The 16,699-nt window shown below is 66.8% G+C and carries 19 protein-coding genes and 1 pseudogene; 6 read left to right on the top strand and 14 right to left on the bottom strand.

The genetic code is table 11. From position 1 onward, the window contains the following. The 10 genes and pseudogenes from ACO1P8_RS14230 to ACO1P8_RS14185 all read right to left on the bottom strand — a co-directional run. The coding region (locus ACO1P8_RS14230) for a cbb3-type cytochrome c oxidase subunit I (protein ID WP_486296540.1) at positions 1 to 593 on the bottom strand (593 nt) is incomplete at its 3' end. A gap of 120 nt (positions 594 to 713) precedes the next feature. After that, positions 714 to 851: a cbb3-type cytochrome oxidase assembly protein CcoS gene (gene ccoS / locus ACO1P8_RS14225; RefSeq protein ID WP_094842144.1), complete on the bottom strand. Its 138-nt coding sequence runs from the start codon at positions 849 to 851 to the stop codon at positions 714 to 716. Beyond that, positions 848 to 1,846, bottom strand: a complete 999-nt coding sequence (locus tag ACO1P8_RS14220) for a hypothetical protein (protein ID WP_486296539.1) — start codon at positions 1,844 to 1,846, stop codon at positions 848 to 850. Before ACO1P8_RS14220 ends, ccoS begins: the two co-directional genes overlap by 4 nt. Before the next feature lie 44 nt (positions 1,847 to 1,890). Further along, a complete protein-coding gene (locus ACO1P8_RS14215; protein ID WP_486296538.1) occupies positions 1,891 to 2,730 on the bottom strand; it encodes a universal stress protein in 840 nt (279 codons plus the stop codon). Between the two features lie 47 nt (positions 2,731 to 2,777). Then, positions 2,778 to 3,458, bottom strand: coding sequence for a BON domain-containing protein (locus tag ACO1P8_RS14210; protein WP_486296537.1), 681 nt, complete (start codon positions 3,456 to 3,458; stop codon positions 2,778 to 2,780). A gap of 33 nt (positions 3,459 to 3,491) precedes the next feature. After that, positions 3,492 to 3,914 carry an Hsp20/alpha crystallin family protein gene (locus ACO1P8_RS14205; protein WP_094842141.1) on the bottom strand — a complete coding sequence of 141 codons (423 nt, stop codon included), beginning with the start codon at positions 3,912 to 3,914 and terminating at the stop codon, positions 3,492 to 3,494. Positions 3,915 to 3,951: 37 nt separating this feature from the next. After that, positions 3,952 to 4,599 (bottom strand): BON domain-containing protein, encoded by a 648-nt coding sequence (locus tag ACO1P8_RS14200; RefSeq protein ID WP_486296536.1) that lies wholly within the window; start codon positions 4,597 to 4,599, stop codon positions 3,952 to 3,954. A gap of 174 nt (positions 4,600 to 4,773) precedes the next feature. Next, a complete protein-coding gene (locus tag ACO1P8_RS14195; RefSeq protein WP_486296535.1) occupies positions 4,774 to 5,370 on the bottom strand; it encodes an ATP-binding protein in 597 nt (198 codons plus the stop codon). Positions 5,371 to 5,373: 3 nt separating this feature from the next. Then, positions 5,374 to 6,132, bottom strand: coding sequence for a sensor histidine kinase N-terminal domain-containing protein (locus ACO1P8_RS14190; RefSeq protein ID WP_486296534.1), 759 nt, complete (start codon positions 6,130 to 6,132; stop codon positions 5,374 to 5,376). Further along, positions 6,129 to 6,251, bottom strand: a pseudogene (locus tag ACO1P8_RS14185) (winged helix-turn-helix domain-containing protein); the annotation flags it as partial. The gene ACO1P8_RS14190 and the pseudogene ACO1P8_RS14185, both read right to left, overlap by 4 nt. Between ACO1P8_RS14185 and ACO1P8_RS14180 the strand changes: the two are divergent. Together ACO1P8_RS14180 and ACO1P8_RS14175 are read left to right on the top strand one after the other, a co-directional pair. Further along, positions 6,195 to 6,446 (top strand): hypothetical protein, encoded by a 252-nt coding sequence (locus tag ACO1P8_RS14180; protein WP_486296533.1) that lies wholly within the window; start codon positions 6,195 to 6,197, stop codon positions 6,444 to 6,446. The pseudogene ACO1P8_RS14185 and the gene ACO1P8_RS14180 sit on opposite strands and share 57 nt — an antisense overlap. Positions 6,447 to 6,577: 131 nt before the next feature. Next, entirely contained in the window at positions 6,578 to 7,060 is a 483-nt protein-coding gene (locus ACO1P8_RS14175) for a universal stress protein (protein WP_486296532.1), read from the top strand. Between the two features lie 15 nt (positions 7,061 to 7,075). Here ACO1P8_RS14175 and ACO1P8_RS14170 read toward each other — a convergent pair whose 3' ends face one another. Beyond that, positions 7,076 to 8,083, bottom strand: coding sequence for a zinc-dependent alcohol dehydrogenase family protein (locus ACO1P8_RS14170; protein WP_486296531.1), 1,008 nt, complete (start codon positions 8,081 to 8,083; stop codon positions 7,076 to 7,078). A 208-nt stretch (positions 8,084 to 8,291) separates the two neighbouring features. On the opposite strand from ACO1P8_RS14170, the gene ACO1P8_RS14165 reads away from it, so the two are divergent. After that, the gene (locus ACO1P8_RS14165; RefSeq protein ID WP_486296530.1) at positions 8,292 to 11,021 is read left to right on the top strand and encodes a bifunctional acetate--CoA ligase family protein/GNAT family N-acetyltransferase; all 2,730 of its coding nucleotides are present in this window, start codon (positions 8,292 to 8,294) and stop codon (positions 11,019 to 11,021) included. Between the two features lie 34 nt (positions 11,022 to 11,055). Here ACO1P8_RS14165 and ACO1P8_RS14160 read toward each other — a convergent pair whose 3' ends face one another. The 3 genes from ACO1P8_RS14160 to ACO1P8_RS14150 form a co-directional block, all read right to left on the bottom strand. Beyond that, positions 11,056 to 11,481, bottom strand: a complete 426-nt coding sequence (locus ACO1P8_RS14160) for a universal stress protein (protein ID WP_486296529.1) — start codon at positions 11,479 to 11,481, stop codon at positions 11,056 to 11,058. Positions 11,482 to 11,575: 94 nt separating this feature from the next. After that, positions 11,576 to 11,764 carry a hypothetical protein gene (locus ACO1P8_RS14155; RefSeq protein ID WP_486296528.1) on the bottom strand — a complete coding sequence of 63 codons (189 nt, stop codon included), beginning with the start codon at positions 11,762 to 11,764 and terminating at the stop codon, positions 11,576 to 11,578. 91 nt (positions 11,765 to 11,855) lie between these two features. Then, complete coding sequence (locus ACO1P8_RS14150) at positions 11,856 to 13,673, bottom strand: PHA/PHB synthase family protein (protein WP_486296527.1); 1,818 nt, start codon at positions 13,671 to 13,673, stop codon at positions 11,856 to 11,858. 217 nt (positions 13,674 to 13,890) lie between these two features. On the opposite strand from ACO1P8_RS14150, the gene phbB reads away from it, so the two are divergent. From phbB to ACO1P8_RS14135, 3 genes are all read left to right on the top strand, one after another. Beyond that, complete coding sequence (phbB, locus tag ACO1P8_RS14145; protein ID WP_486296526.1) at positions 13,891 to 14,634, top strand: acetoacetyl-CoA reductase; 744 nt, start codon at positions 13,891 to 13,893, stop codon at positions 14,632 to 14,634. Between the two features lie 124 nt (positions 14,635 to 14,758). Continuing rightward, a complete protein-coding gene (locus ACO1P8_RS14140; RefSeq protein ID WP_486296525.1) occupies positions 14,759 to 16,270 on the top strand; it encodes a sensor histidine kinase in 1,512 nt (503 codons plus the stop codon). Beyond that, entirely contained in the window at positions 16,267 to 16,680 is a 414-nt protein-coding gene (locus tag ACO1P8_RS14135; protein ID WP_486296524.1) for a response regulator, read from the top strand. The genes ACO1P8_RS14140 and ACO1P8_RS14135 overlap by 4 nt, the downstream gene beginning before the upstream one ends. Positions 16,681 to 16,699: the final 19 nt, after the last annotated feature.

Raw genomic sequence — 16,699 nt, 5'->3', positions numbered from 1 at the left:
TGCACGCCGGCATAGGCCGAGTAGGACTTCCACAGCGACACCGGCATCTCAATGTTGTTGACGATGTGCAACAGCGCGATGGTCAGGATGTAGGCGCCGAAGAACCAGTTGGCCACATAGATGTGCTTGACCTTGCGCTTGACGATGGTGCCGAAGAAAACGATGGCGTAGGCCACCCACACCAGCGTGATCAGGATGTCGATCGGCCACTCCAGTTCCGCGTATTCCTTGCTGCTGGTCAGGCCCAGGGGCAGGGTAATGGCCGCGGCCACGATCACCGCCTGCCAGCCCCAGAACGTGAACTCGGCCAGCCAGCCGCAGAACAGCCGTGCCTGACAGGTACGCTGGACGACGTAATAGGACGTGGCGAACAGACCGCAGCCGCCGAAGGCGAAGATCACCGCGTTGGTGTGCAGGGGGCGCAGCCTGCCATAGCTCAGCCAGGGGATGTCCAGGTTCAGGGACGGCCAGATCAGCTGAGCGGCGATAAGCACCCCGATGGCCATGCCGACGATGCCCCAGACGATGGTCATCAAGGCGAAGCGGCGAACGACGCCATAGTTGAATGTCGCCGTCGTTGGACTGTCACGCATGATTTGTCTCCCCCTTGGTTTCCGTGGCGCCATGATGGTGCCGGCCGCAGGGAACCGGCTTGACCTTGGTCAATCCCGGTGCGCGGGGATCGGCCGCCGGGGCGGCGTGTCGCGCGCGCGTCAGTCGTCGTCCGGCAGGCGGTCCGCGATGCCGTCGGTGTCGTCGTATTGTCCGGTCAGCACCGCCCAGGCCAGGAAGCCCCCGATCGCCGCGACGAACAGCAGGGACAGGGGCAGCAGCAATACCAGGATGGTCATGGCGTTCCCACCGCCGCGTCCGCGCCGCCTTCCGCCGGCGCGACCGATGCACGGGGCCGGGCCGATGCATGGCCGTCGAGCCAGCGGCCATGCAGCCGCCACGCGTTGCCCGCCACCGCCAGCGACGACACCAGCATCGTGACCGCCGCCAGCCACGGCGTGACCCAGCCCAGGGCCGCCAGGGGCATCATCAAAAGATGGAAGGCCGCGCTGCCGTAGAGGTTCTGCATGGCCTTGCGCACGGCCATGGCCTGGATGGCGCGGATGTCGGCGTCGTCGGCGCAGGGCAGGGCGCCGATGGCGGCGTCGGCGCTGGCCATGACCGCCGGTACCGACATCGACAGTGCGCAGGGGCAACTGATCACCAGCATCGCGACCGTGACGGGCAGGAAACGGCCGGGGTCGAGCCAGATCCAGACCAGGCCGGTGGCGAACGTGGCGGCCAGTTGAACGGTACAGAACTGCGCCGCGCGGCGGTCGGCGTACAGGGTAAGGGTGGCACGCGTGCGCCGCAGCGGGTCGTTGCGGCCGCCTGCGCGCGACTGGCGTGCGCACAGCGCCAGATAGCGCGCCGTCAGCAGAAAGGCGACGAACATTGTGACGGAATCGAAGTACACCACGCCGTCGCCGGCGATCGTCGCGTGGACGCTGGGCACGAAAGCGGCCGCCATGCCCGTGGCCACCGGCAGGTCCATTCCGGGACGCCCCTGCCATAGCCGTGTCGCCGCGCCGCGCCACAACGGCCAGGCGGAATAGACCAGGACCGGCAGCGTCAGCGCCAGGCTGGCCCAGTTCATCAGCCCGATGGCCCAGTCCAGGGTTGCCAGATTGCGCGCCGGCAGGTCGTCGTGTCGGACGTAGGCCGGCCACGCCAGCATCATGACCTGCATCATGACCAGCCAGGCCAATCCCAGCCGCAGCAGGGCGTGGCGGCGAATCTGGCGGTCCGCCGGCGGTAGTCCGGCCGGGATGGAGAAGATGGAGTAGGGACGCATGGCTGGAGCGTACGCCGGCCGCCCGGCCGGGCCCTTGACCTGGGTCAATGCGAGAACAGCACCGGTACGGTCATGGCTTCCATGATCTCCCGCGAGGCGCCGCCCAGCACCCATTCGCGCATGCGGCTATGTCCGTACAGGCCCATCACGATCAGGTCGCAGCTATGGTCTGAAGCGGCATTCAGGATGGCGTTGCCGATGCCGACGTCGCTCGTCTCTCGGTTCAGCATCCTGGGTTCGCGATAGCCCTGGGCGCGGAACCAGGCCGGCAGGTCGTCGGCAACCGTCTGGCGCGCCCGCATGGCGTCGGATTGCGCGTCCAGCGTCAGGACGAAGGTCTCCTCGGCTTTTTCGATGAAGGGTGCGGCATCGGCGAGGGCACGCGCCGCCTCGCGGCCATGGTCCCAGCAGAACATGATGCGATTGCCGACCGTGCTGTATTCCCCGGCGTAGGGTACGACCAGGACCGGACGGCCCGCGCTCATGACGATGGTTTCCACCAGGTAGGGATCGACGATGGAATCCGTGTCCGTGTTGTTGGCCTGGCTGAGGACCAGCAGGTCGGCGCAGCGGGCGTGCAGCGGCAGGATCTGCTCCGGGCGGCCGTCCGGCGTGCGCCATTGGGCCACGACGTTGCCGGCGGCGTCGACCCGGCGATTGAATTCGGTATGGCATTTCTCGCGGTCCGCCGCGCGTTGCTGCAGCATGACCTCGTGTACCCCGCTGGGGATGACGCTTTCGTCCAGGGTGTCGCGCGGCCACACATAGGCGACGTATATGCCCAGGACCTCCGCCCCGAAGCGTTGCGCCAGCGCCAGGGTGGTGGCCGTGCGGGCCGGGCAGGCCTGGTCTTTCTCGATGTGCAGCGCGATGCGTTTCAGCATGATGGTTCTCGCTTTTGGATTTATCGTGTTTATCGACAGGCTCGCTCTCAGGCGGTGACCTCGGAGCGGATGGACAAAAGATTCTCGACGGCTCGCACGCCCGGCACCGACCAGCAGGCGCGCTCGGCGGCGGCCTTTTCATGCCAGGTGGAGACGTGGCCCTCCAGGACGGCCGTCTCGCCGCGGATCGCGACGTGTATGCCGGCCGCTTCCAGCTCCGCGTCGCGGCGCAGCGCGGCCTGGATCGTGCGTTCCACGTTGTCGGGACGAACCTGCCGCAGCAGTTCGATCTGGTTCGTAATCCCCGTCACCCCGGACAGCTTGCGTACCGCTATTTCCGCGGCCATGCGCTGGAAATGCCAGGAGACCCTGCCGGTAAGCGTCACCCAGCCGTGCTGCACGGTGACCTGGATGTCCTGCTCCGGGATGCCGGCGCTCCATTTGATGATGGAGAGCGCGCGCTGGGCGATCTGGTCGTCGTCCACGTGCTTGTCGGCTGCCCGGCGCACGGTTACTTCGAGCGCGATCCCGCGCACGCCCCGCACCTTGCGGACGATGTGTTCGATATCGAACCGTTCCGCATAGGTGTCGACGTGCCCGGACAGCGTCACGATGCCGTTGGACGCGGCGACGCCGACGTGCGCGGCATTCACGGCGGGGTCGGCCTCCAGCGCATCCAGCACCCGCAGGCGCAGGGATTCGTCGGCGTTTCTTTCTTCCTGGTTCATGGTCTTGTCTCCCGGGTCGCCCGCCTGGCCGCGTTACGAAATCTCGATGCGGCGCGTGCCGTCGCCGGCCTTTTTCGGCAGCGTCAGCTTGAGTACGCCCTTGTCGTACACGGCCGTGACGTGGTCTTCATCGATGCTGGTGGCGAACGAGACGGCGCGCTGCATCTGGCCCCAGTAGCGTTCGCTGCGCACGACGCGATCGCCGTCCTTGACTTCCTTTTCGGAGGATTTCTTGGCGGAGATGCGTACCTCGCCGCCATCGATGTCGACCTGGATATCCTCTTTGTTCATGCCGGGAATCTCGGCCTGGAGGACATACTCCTTGTCGTTCTCGGTGATATCGAGGTCCATCCGGGGGCCGTCTTCCGCCAGGCCGCGTATCGGACGCAGGAATCCTTCGAAGGCATCGGCGAACGGTTCGGCGGAGAAGGGGCTGTAACGGGTGAGTCGGCTCATGGTTTGCTCCATGTGGGGTGAAAAGATTGGGCCGTCGCTACACGACGGTCAGATGGTTGACGACGGAGGTCACGCCCGGCACCGCCCATGCCGCCCGCTGCACGGCATTGCGTTCGTGCCAGCTGCGGGTCGTCCCCGACAGCGTTACTTCGCCGCCGTTTACAAGCAGGCGGATGTTGCCGGCTTCGACTTCGGCGCTGCGCCGCAGGGCCTGGTCGACGCTGGCCCTGATATCGCCGGACTGGACCCGGTGCAGCAATTCGATCAGATTGGATACGCCGGTGACGCCGGCCAGCCGCCGCACGGCGCTTTCGCAGCCCATGCGCTGGTGGTGCCACTCCACCTCGCCGCTCAAGGTCACCCAGCCCCGTTCGACCTTTACCTTGACGGCGTCGGCAGGCAGGGAGGTGTCCCAGGCGATCAGATCCAGCGCGCGCTTGGCCAGCTGGTCGTCGTCGGTAGGGCTGGCCGTCGGCAGCCGGACTTCGATTTCCTGCGCGATCCCGCGCACGCCCTTGACCCGCTGCGCCGCGCGCTCGGCGTTGTACTTTTGCGCGTAGGCGGGGACGTGCCCGGTCAGGGTGGCGATGCCATCTTCCACGGCGACGCCGATGTGGGCAGCATCCAGGCTGGGGTCGAACTCGAGTTCTTCCAGGACACGCTTGCGCAGTTCCGCGTCGTTCATGATGGCCTCCCGTACGAGGCTTCGCGATGAAGCCTTGCGTTCATACTCGTGCGAGACGCGCGGGCATGCCTTGACATTGGTCAAGTTGCATCCGGGATGGGAAACGGCCGCGGGACGAGCGCGTCGCGGGGCTCGTACTTAAGGACCAATCCGGGGCGCAGGGCGCCCCGTGCACTAGGATCCCCGCAGGAGGGTCACGCGCAGGCCGGGACCGAAATCGCCGCCCGCCGGGCGCATCTCGAAGCGCAGGTTCAGTCCATGGTTCCGGGCGATACGGCGGGCGATCGATACCCCCAGTCCGCTGCCGGATTCTTCGTTGCCGGCGGCCCGCAGGAAGCGGTCGCCGATGCGCGCCAGCACTTCGGGCGGCATGCCCGACCCCTGGTCGTCGACGTGGATGCGCGACGCGGTGAAGGACAGGCGCACGCGCGAGTGCCGCGGCCCGTAGCGGACGGCATTGTCCAGTACGTTGCGCAGCATGATCACCAGCGCATCGGTGTCGCCGGCGATGGGTAGCGGCGCTGCGCCGTTTTCAGGCCATTCGATCTCGATCTCGATATGGCGCCGGTTGGCGATCCACAGGCAGTCGCCGACCGCCTGCTCGGCCACGCAGCGCCAATCGATCTCGCCGCCGAAGCCCAGGTGCCCGACGCTATCCAGACGCGCCATGGTCAGAAGCTGGGCCACCAGGCGGTCCAGGCGTTCGAGCCCGCGCGTCACGCTGGCCTGCGCCTGGCGGCGCTGCGCGGGATCCTCGGCACGCTGCGCCACATCCTATTGCGCACGCAGCGCCGCCAGCGGCGTGCGCAATTCGTGGGCGGCATCCGCCGTCAAGCGGCGCTCCTGTTCGATCAGGGAGGCCACGCGGGCAAGCAGGCCGTTCATGGCCTGTACCAGGATCTTCAGCTCGCCGGGCGTATCGCGCAGAGGCAGCAGGCTGTCGTCGTCCGGATCCCGCCGTTCAAGGCGATGCGAAAGATCCCGGACCTGCCGGATCGCACGGCGCACGGCGACGATCAGCAGGACGATCAGCACCGGCAGGCTGACGAGCAAGGGCAGGATCTGGCTGGCGATATAGGAGACGATCAGATCCTTGCGTTCGCCGATACGCTGTCCCACGGCCACGCGCGTGCCGCTGGCCGGATCGTTCAGGTAGAACAGGCGCCACGATACGTCGTCGGCCATGCTGTCCAGAAAGCCCTCGCGCGTGCCGTTGCGGGGGAACTGCTGCGCTTCGGGATCGGCCACCAGCGGATCGCCCGCGCCACGCCATACGGCCAGGGACCAGTCCTGCAGCTCCGCGGCGCCGAGATCGCCGGGCAGCTCCATCTTCAGGGGTTCGGGCGAGGGCGCCGCGCCCGCCGGCAGCAGCCTGGCCACCGCCAGCGTCTGCTGCGCCAGGCGCAGCATATCGGTGTCGTACAGTTCGTTGATTTCATGTTCCGCGCGCCAGTAGGTACCGGCGATGGTCAGCAGCCAGGCCACGGGCGCGGCCACGAGCACGGCGACGATGAGTCGTTGCTGCAAGGTCATGAATCGATGTCTACCTGTCCCAGCGCGTATCCGGAGCCGCGCAGGGTGCGGATGATCCTGGGATGTATCTTCTTGCGTACGTGGTGCACGAAGACGTCCAGCGCATTGCTTTCCACGTCCGCGTGGCGGTGAATCCGAAGGGCATCGATCCGAACTACTTTTATGCCGATTATCTCGTCTACAGGAACCTAAAGGCCGAGGCGATGCCGTACCTGGAAAAAGCGCTCAAGGCGCCGCCGCGGCCGGGACGCGAGCTCGCCGACGAGGGCCGCAGGGGCGAAATACAGGCGCTGATGGCGAAGATCCGCTCCTGACGAACCCTTCGCCGCCGCCGTTCGTGCGGCATTGACCCATATCAAGGCGGGGGCGAGCGCGTCCGATAGAGTGGGGACTGGCAATCCGGCCGTGTATCGACGCGGGCCGGTGCCTTTTCCGAGGGGGCGCTATGTACGACAAAATCCTGGTGCCGGTCGACGGCAGCGAGACGGGCAGGAGGGCGCTGGAACAGGCCGCCAGGCTGGCCACGCTGTGCAAGGCGAAGATCCGCCTGCTTCATGTCCTGGATACGCTGCTTTATAGCAATGGGTTCGAGCGGCCGGATGTCTATGTGCATCAGGTGCATCCATCCATGCTGCGTGCGGGACATCGCATCCTGACCGAGGCACGGCATTTCCTGGAACAGCGCGGCGTGCCTTGCGATTGCCATCTGGAGGAATGCGATGACCGGCGCGTTTCCGAGATCATCGTCGATCACGCCCGGCAATGGGGCGCCGATGTGATCGTCATGGGCACGCATGGCCGCCGGGGCGCGAACCGCCTGTTGATGGGCAGCGATGCCGAACTGGTCGCGCGCACCGCGGCCGTGCCGGTGTTGCTGGTGCGCCTGCTGGAATCCGAACAGGCGGCGCCGGCCGGGGCATCGGCCTGATGCGGCGGCGCCGGATCAGGCCGATGCCCCGGCCGGCGGCACCAGGACGGCCGCGCCGACCAGGCGCCCATCGCGCAGGTCGGACAGCGCGCGGTTCGCCTCCGCCAGCGGATAGGCCGTCGTATGCATGCGGATCGGGGCGGTGCCCGCGAAGCGCAGGAATTCCTCGCCGTCCTTGCGCGCCAGGTTGGCGACGGAAACGATTTCCCGCTCTTCCCATAGCAGGCGATAGGGGAAGGCCGGAATGTCGCTCATGTGTATGCCTCCGCATACGACACGGCCGCCTTTGCGCACGGCCGCCAGGGCCGCGGGGACCAGGGCGCCCACGGGCGCGAACAGGATAGCGGCGTCCAGCGGCCGGGGCGGCATCTCGTCCGAGCCGCCGACCCAGCTGGCGCCCAGATCCCGGGCCAGCGACTGCGCGGCCAGGTCGCCAGGCCGCGTAAACGCGTAGACGGTCCGGTCCTGCCACACGCAAACCTGCGCCAGGATATGGGCCGCGGCGCCAAACCCGTACAGTCCGATATGCCGCGCATTGCGCGCCGCCCGCAGGCAGCGCCAGCCGATCAGCCCGGCGCACATCAGCGGCGCGGCCGCCACGGCGTCGTGCAGTCCAGCCAGGGGAAAGACGAAGGCGGCGTCGGCCAGGGCATGCGTGGCGAATCCGCCGTCGAAGGTATAGCCGGTGAACAACGGCCTGTCGCACAGGTTCTCCTGCCCCTGGCCGCAGTACGGGCAGTGCCCGCACGTATGGGCCAGCCAGGACACGCCCACGCGCGTTCCCGGGGCCGGCGCCGTCACACCCGGGCCCAGGGCGTCCACGATGCCGACGATCTCGTGTCCCGGAATGATGGGCAACGCCGGATGCGGCAGATCTCCATCCACGACATGCAGGTCCGTGCGGCAGATGCCGCATGCCTCGACCCGTATGCGCACCTGTCCCGCCGCTGGCTGGGGCAGGGGCCGCCGTTCCAGGCGCAGCGGTTCGCCGCGCGCATGCAAGACCATCGCTTCCGCTTCCATATCTACTCCCGGACGGATGCCGCCGAAAAAAATAAGCCGGAAAACAACGATACCCAGGTTACCGCGCGAACGATCGGCGTCGTTGACCTGGATCAACACCGCCCGGCGGCCTATGCGCGAAGGTAGGCCCATGAAGCGGGAGGGTGGGCCGGACCGGCGGGCGACCAACGGTCTGTCCGCCCGGATCGGGTCCGGAGAGGAATACAAGATGAGCATCAGGAATCTAAGGGCGCTCTTCCAGCCCACTTCGGTGGCGGTGGTCGGCGCATCGGAACAGCCGTATTCCGTCGGCGCGCGGGTCTTTTCCAATCTGCTCGAGGGCGGCTACGGCGGCGCGATCTACGCGGTCAATCCCAAGTACTGCGTGGTGCGCGGCGTACCTTGCCACCGCGAGATAGCGGAACTGCCGGCCGCGCCGGACCTGGCCATCCTGTGCACGCCTGCGGCCACCGTTCCGGGCCTGATCGCGCAACTGGGCGCCAAGGGCACCAGGGCCGCCATCGTGCTGAGTGCCGGGTTTTCCGCCCAGGGTGGCGCGGGACAGCCCGATCTGCGCCAGGCCATGCTGGACGCTGCGCGGCCGCACCTGCTGCGCATCCTGGGCCCGAACTGCCTGGGTATGCTGACACCCGGCCTGGGACTGAACGCCAGTTTCGCCCCGACGATGGCACTGTCCGGGCGGCTGGCCTTCGTGTCGCAATCCGGCGCGCTGGCCACGGCGGTGCTGGATTGGTCCAACAGCCGGAACATCGGCTTTTCGCACTTCGTCACGCTGGGCGATAGCGCCGATGTGGATCTGGGGGACCTGCTCGACTATCTGGCCGACAGTCCCGAGGCCAACGCCATCCTGTTGTATGTCGAATCGGTGACCGCGGCACGTAAATTCATGTCGGCCGCCCGGCGCGCCGCGCGCAACAAGCCCGTGGTCGTGATCAAGTCCGGCCGGGTGCCTGAAGGCGCGCGGGCGGCGGCCACGCATACCGGCGCGCTGGCCGGCTCCGACCTGGTGTACGACGCCGCGATCCGCCGCGCGGGCATGCTGCGCGTGGACACCACGGACGAGCTGTTCGATGCGGTAGAGACCCTGGCGCGCGCACAGCCGCTGCGTGGCGACCGCCTGGCCATCATGACCAACGGCGGCGGCGCGGGCGTCATGGCGACCGACGCGCTGGTGCTCGGCGGCGGCAAGCTCGCCAGCCTGGAAGCGTCCACCCTGCAAGCTCTGGACGCGGTGCTGCCCGCCACATGGTCGCATGCGAATCCGGTCGATATCGTCGGCGACGCGCCGGTCAGCCGATATGTCGATACCATCGATATCCTGCAGCGCGACCACGCCAGCGACGCGGTATTGTTCATCCACGCGCCGACCGCCATTGTCTCCAGCGAGGACATCGCGGCGGCCATGCAGCCGCATATCGTGGGGGCGCCGCGCAATGTATTCGCGGCCTGGCTGGGCGGCGACGCCGTGGCGCATGCGCGCAGGCGCTTCCGCAAGGCCGGTATCCCCACTTACGACACGCCGGAACAGGCCGTGGGCGCGTTCATGCACGCCGTGCAGTATCGACGCAACCAGGCACTGCTGATGGAAACGCCGTCGCAGAACGTCCGCGCGGAAAGCCGCAATGCGGACCTGGCCAGGACCATTGTCGCCGGCGCGCTGGCGCAAGGGCAGACCATGCTGCCGGACGCCGAGGCCAAGGCAGTACTCGCAGCCTATGGCATCCCGGTCCTCGAAACGCGCATCGCCCGCGATGCCGGCCAGGCCGCCGCGCATGCGGAGGAACTGGGCTTTCCCGTCGTGGTAAAGATCCTGTCGCCATCGATTTCCCATAAGTCGGACGTCGGCGGCGTGGCGCTGGACCTGGACACCGCGGACCACGTGCGCCTGGCGGTCGAGTCCATGACGCGCCGGGTCGCATCCCTGAGGCCCGACGCGCCGATCGAGGGATTCATGGTCCAGAAGATGGTGCGTCGTCCGCAGGCGCACGAACTGATCGTCGGCGCGGCGGTGGACCCCGTTTTCGGCCCCGTGGTGCTGTTCGGGCAGGGCGGTACTGCCGTCGAGGTGCTGGCGGACCGCGCCGTGGGCCTGGTGCCGTTGAACGAACCCCTGGCGCGGGACATGGTCTCGCGGACCCGGGTGGCCAGTCTGCTGGCCGGCTATCGCGACCGGCCCGCGGTCGATCATGAAGCGCTGTATCGCGTGCTGACGCAGGTGTCGCAGCTGATGTGCGATCTGCCGGAAGTCGAGAGCCTGGATATCAATCCCTTGCTGGCGGACGCCCAGGGCACGATCGCCCTGGATGTGCGCATGCGGGTGCGCACCCATACCGGTGCCGCGGCCGACAGGCTGGCGATCCTGCCCTATCCCGCGGCCCTGGAACAGTGGGCGCAGTGGGGCGGGTCCACCGTACTGATCCGGCCCGCCAGGCCGGAAGACGAGGCCTTGTACCGCGGCTTCTTTCTTTCGCTGACGCCGGACGACGTGCGTCATCGCTTCTTCGGCATGGTCCGCCAGTTGCAGCACCGCGAACTTGCCCGCATGGCGCAGCTGGACTACGACCGCGAAATGGCCTTCGTGGCGATCCGGCGCAGCGCCGAAGGGCAGGAGACCATGCTGGGCGAGGTCCGCGGCGTCGTCGATCCCGACAACGAAGCGGCCGACTTCGCGCTGATGGTCCGCTCGGACCTGAAGAACCGCGGTCTGGGAACCCTGCTGATGACACGCCTGATCCAGTATTTCTCGGGCCGGGGGACTGGCCGGCTGGTCGGCACCGTCATGGCGGACAACAGCGGCATGCTGGAGCTGGCCCGCCGCTGCGGCTTCATCGCCGAACCGCATGGCCTGGGCGAGGAAATCCGCATCGCGCTCACGCTGAACGCGCCCGCGGGAACGCCGGAAAGACAGGATCCGGCGCCGGTACCGCAGCCGGCCTGACAGGGAAAGGGCCCCGAAGGGGCCCTGGCCGGGATTACTTGACGATGGTGACGGGTATCTGCGCCAGGTGCAGCGTCTTGGTCGTGATCGATCCCAGCCACAGTCCGGACGTCGCGCCCAGTCCGCGCGAGCCCATGACGATCTGGTCGCATTTGCTTTGCTCGGCCATGGCAACGATGGTCTCCGCGATATGCCCGACCTTGATATGCGCCGTATATGGCACACGGGCGTCGTCCAGCATCGCCTTGGCCTTGGCCAGCATCGCCTCGCCTTCTTCCTGGTGGTATCTGCGGATCGTTTCCTTATCGATGAACAGATGCACGGTGCCGGACACGATGGGGATCTGCACGTTCAGCAGATGCAGGGTCAACGGCTCGTACTGCTTCGTGTGCCTGATCACATAGGACAGCGCGCGCAGCGCGTTGTCCGAGCCGTCGATGGGGACGAGGATGCAGCTCATGGAATCTCCTTGGGTGGCAGGCCCGGCGGGGCCGGGCATGGGGATCGGGGGACTGGCGAAGCGGGGCGGGCGGATTGGCCCCGATGCGGGTGGTTCAATGGATCGCGACCGGGTCGTGTCCCGGCTCCGGCGCCGCGTTTCGCTCCGCGTCGTAGGCGTTGCGCAGCATGCGTTCGGCAAGCGCCAGCGCCCGCAACGCATCGTCGACGCTGGCGCCGGAGGCCAGCACGAAGTGCACGGCCTGGGATGCGAGATGGGCGACGTCATACGGTTCTGCTTTCATGTCATGTCCTCCGTGTATTGCTCCGAGTGTCGGCCGTGGCGCGGACCCATCGATTGACATACATCAAACGGGATCGTCGCGGAGATGGCTACTAACGGTCGAGGACATACTCGCCCGGCGCGTCGCAAAGGACGCTGTCGGGGGGATAGGCGGGCGCGGGGCCCCTGGCGCCGGAATGCCGGGCCAGCCAGGCTTCCCAGTGCGGCCACCAGGACCCTTCGACCAGCTCGGCCTGGCTGGTCCATTCTTCGGGCGGCAGATAGCGCGCGCCCTCGCGGCGCACGCTCCAGCGGAAATAGCGATGCGGCCGGTCCGGTTCGCTGACAATGCCTACGTTATGGCCGCCCGAACACAGGATAAACGTCAGGTCGCGATGGTTCAGGAGGTGCAGCTTGTAGACCGATTCCCACGGCGAGATATGGTCGCGCTCCGTGGCGACCGCCAGCATGGGAATCCGGATGTCCGCCAGCGCGACCGGTTGGCCGCGCACGCATAGCCGGCCCGCGGCCAGGTCGTTGTTCAGGTACAGGTGGTGCAGGGTTTCGGTATGCATCCGGTAGGGCAGGCGGGTGATGTCGGCGTTCCAGGTCATCATGTCGGTGATCTGCAACTGGTGCCCCAGCAGGTAATCCCGTACCAGCTTGGACCAGATCAGGTCGCGCGAATTCAGCAGCTGGAACACGCCGGCCAGCTGCCGGCCGTCCAGATAGCCCTGCTGCCACATCAGGGCATCCAGGCAGGCGACGCCGCTGGGGCTGATGAACAGGCCCAGTTCGCCGGGTTCCTCGAAATCCGTCTGCGCGGCCAGCAGGGTGATGCTGCGCAATAGCGGCCGCCGTTCGTGTTCGCGGGCCAGCGCCGCGGCGCCGATGGCCAGCAGCGTGCCGCCCAGGCAATAGCCCACCCCGTGCACGCGCCGTCCTCCGCTATCCTGCGACGCCTGCCGCAAGGCGGTCAGCAGGCCGTCGTGGATGTATTCGTCCATGCCCCAATCGCGGGCCTCCTCCTTGGGATTCTTCCATGACACGGCGTAGACGGTATGGCCATGGTCCACCAGGTAGCGGATCAGGGAATTGTGGGGCGACAGGTCCAGGATGTAGTACTTGAGCAGCCAGGATGGCACGATGACCACCGGCTCGCGCCAGGTATCGGCGGTGCGCGGCGCGTACCGGATCAATTCGAACATCTCATTGCGGAAGATCACCGCACCCGGCGTGGCGGCGATCTCCTTGCCGACGCGGTAGACCTCGCGGTTGCTGGCGGAGGTTCCCGGGGCGCAACCGGATAGCAGGTCGCAGGCGTCGGTCCAGAAGCGCCTCGCGCCATGCAGCAGGCTCATGCCCTGGGTCTGCGCCATCGCTTCCAGGACTTCCGGGTTGGCGAACCAGAAGTTGCTGGGCGACATCGTGTCCAGCAATTGGCGCCCGATGAAGTTCATGACCTTCTGATGATGGGGCGCGGCTCCGCTGACGCCGTGCGTGGCGGCATCCCAGCTGCTTTCCAGCCGCTGGAAGGCCGAACGCCACTGCGCATAGGGCCAGGTGTTCCAGTCCTCATGGCGGAAGCGCGGATCGGGCCGCCGATGGTAGTGCTCGAACTGGCGGGCGGCTTCGGCCGGCGACTGGCAGGCCGCCTGCCACAGGGACAGCTGCTTGCCGGGCGAAATGGCCAGGTGCATGGCCCAGTCCATCCAATCGAGGTAGATGCCCAGCGGAGACACGCCGCCCACGGTGCGCGCGACGGCGGCGTGGCTCAGGCGGTCCAGGCCGCGCCACGCGGGCTCGGCGGGCGGTTCCGGGCAACGGGCGGACGCGTCCGTCGCGGGCAGGGCGGGCGCTTTCCGGCCGGCCCGGCGCGATGGCGCGGGCGGCGCCGCCGCCGTGGCGCCGGCGATCGCGGCCTCGTTCATCGGGGACAATTCCTTCGACATCGCGCCACCTTGCGGATCTGGATATGGTTCGATGCTAGGGCCGCCGCGGCGCGGGCGTATTGATATAGCGCAAGAGGGCCATCCGCCCCCGGCCAGCTTGACGCACGTCAACGCGAGGTAGCCCGGCGCGGTCTAGTGTGGCCGGATGCGGGCGGCCGATGGCGCAGCCCGCCGGCAAACCACGGGAGGATCGGCCATGATGCAGAGAATCGCAATGATCACGGGAGGGATGGGGGGACTGGGCCAGGCCATCGTCTCGCGTTTCCACCAGGCCGGCCATCGCATCGTCGTGACGGTGTCGCCGGGCAACGACCACGCCACGGCCTGGCTGGAGGCGCATCGCCGCAACGGCATCGAAGTCAGCGCCTATCAGGTCGACGTTGCCGACTATGACAGCTGCGTGGCATGTATCGAACGCGTGCGCAAGGAAGTCGGCGATGTCCATATCCTGGTGAACAATGCCGGCATTACGCGGGATGCGACCTTGCGCAAAATGGCGCGAGCGGATTGGGACCGCGTCATCCGCACCAATCTGGATTCCGTCTTCAACATGACGCAGCCCCTCCTGGCCGGCATGGTGACGAATGGATGGGGCCGCATCGTCAATATCGCCTCGGTCAACGGGCAGCGCGGCCAGTACGGCCAGGCCAACTACGCGGCGGCCAAGGCCGGCATGCACGGTTTCACCATGTCCCTGGCCCAGGAGATGGCCAGGCATGGTGTCACCGTCAACACCATATCGCCCGGATATCTGGCGACCAGGATGGTGACGGACATGCCCAGGGAAGTCCTGGAAACCAAGGTGTTGCCGCTGATCCCGATGGGCCGGCTGGGCCAGCCGGAAGAAATCGCCGCCCTGGTCGACTTCGTCGCCTCGGACGACGGCGCCTACATAACGGGGGCCAATCTGGCGATCAATGGCGGGCTCCATATGCAGTAGGAAATCCCCATCCTTTATCGCCCCGCGACGGATCAGCAAGGTCTCGCTTAGAATGCCGGTGACGCATGATGTGCCCGCCCGGCGGGCGCTCGACAGTCCACCCCAAGCCGGCGCAACGAGGCGAATGAAAGATCACATATTGGAAAGCCAGACGATGGACTGGCTGATCGGTTCGGCCACCGAAGCCATCGTTATCGCGGATGCCGCGCACCGCATCGTCCTGGCCAATGCGGCCGCCGCCGCGCTATTCGGCCATCCCGCCGCCGCCATCGCGGGGACCGCCATATCCGTCCTGCTTCCCGATTGGCCGGCGCTGGACGGCACGGCCGGTGGCCAGGATCCCGGCCAGCCGAAGGGCGAAGCGCGGGCCGGCGTGTTCGAATTGCCGGCGCGGCGCTACGACGGCAGCGCGTTTCCGGTGGAAGTATGCGTATCGCCGCTGACCACCCATTGGGGGCTGCGGCTTTGGATGGTATCCATCCGGGATATCAGCTCCCGCAAGCAGGCCGAGCAGGGCCTGCGCGATAGCGAGGCGCGGCTGCGCGCCGTCTTCGACACCGCGGTCGACGCGATCATCACCATCGACGACCACGGCCTGATCGAACGTTTCAATCCTGCGGCCATGCGCATCTTCGGCTACACCGAGGCCGAAGTCCTGGGCCGCAACGTGTCGATGCTGATGCCCAATCCGCATCGCGACGTGCACGATGGATACCTGGAGCATTACCTGCGCACGGGCGAGAAGAAGATCATCGGCATCGGCCGGGAAGTGGTCGGCATGCGCAAGGACGGCAGCCTTTTCCCGATGGATCTGTCCGTGGCGGAAATGAACGTGGCTGGCAGGCGCATGTTCACCGGCATGGTCCGCGACATCACGCAACGCAAGCTCGCCGAAGAGCAATACGCGCAACTGCTGCGCGAAGTCACCAGCGCCAACGAGGAGCTGACCAACTTCGCCTACATCGTTTCGCACGATCTGAAGGCGCCGCTGCGCGGCATCGGTTCGCTGGCGAACTGGCTGGTGTCCGACTACGCGGACCGCCTGGACGACGAGGGGCGCGAGCACCTGCGCCTGCTGATCGGCCGTGTACATCGGATGAGCGGCCTGATCGACGGCATCCTGGAGTATTCGCGCATCGGGCGGATCAAGGAAGCCCGGGTGCGGGTGGATCTCGACGTCCTGGTGCGCGAGATCATCGACCTGCTGGCGCCGCCGGACCATATCCGCATCACGGTCGAGCGCCCGCTGCCGGTCATCGTCGCCGAGCGCACGCGCATGCAGCAGCTCTTCCAGAACCTGATTTCCAACGCCATCAACTACATGGACAAACCGCAGGGGACCATACGCATCGGCGTCGAGCCGGCCGGCGGTCGCTGGCGATTCTCGGTGGCCGACAACGGCCCGGGTATCGATCCGCGCCATCACGAAAGGATTTTCCAGCTGTTCCAGACCCTCGCGCCGCGCGACCGGGTCGAAAGCACCGGCGTCGGGCTGACCCTCGTCAAGAAGATCCTGGAGATGTACGGTTCGGATATCTGCGTGAAATCCGCGGCCGGTGCCGGTGCCACATTCCTGTTTACATTGCCCATGACGGGCGGGGACCCGAACATAAACGAATCCGGAGTCAATCCATGAAAACGCCTTCCAAGCCGGTGTTGCTGGTCGAAGACGATACGGTCGACGCAATGACCGTGAAGCGCGCGCTGAAGGAAATCAATGTCGTCAACCCGCTGGTCCGTTGCGAGAACGGCGAAGAAGCGCTGGATTATCTTCGCAATCCGGCCAACGAGCGGCCCTGCATCATTCTTCTGGACCTGAATATGCCGGTGATGACCGGCATCGAGTTTCTTCACGTGATCAAGGCCGATGAACAATTGCGGCGCCTGCCGGTGATCGTGCTGACCACCTCGGAGGAGCAGCAGGACAAGGTCAACAGCTTCAACATGAGCGTGGCCGGCTATATGGCCAAGCCGGTCGATTACCGGCAGTTCGTCGACATCATGCGCTCCATCGATCTTTACTGGACGATCAGCGAGCTACCCTGATCCACCGTGGGGAAGCGGC

Source organism: Bordetella sp., assembly GCF_057362025.1.
This window is presented reverse-complemented; position numbering and strand designations above follow the sequence as displayed.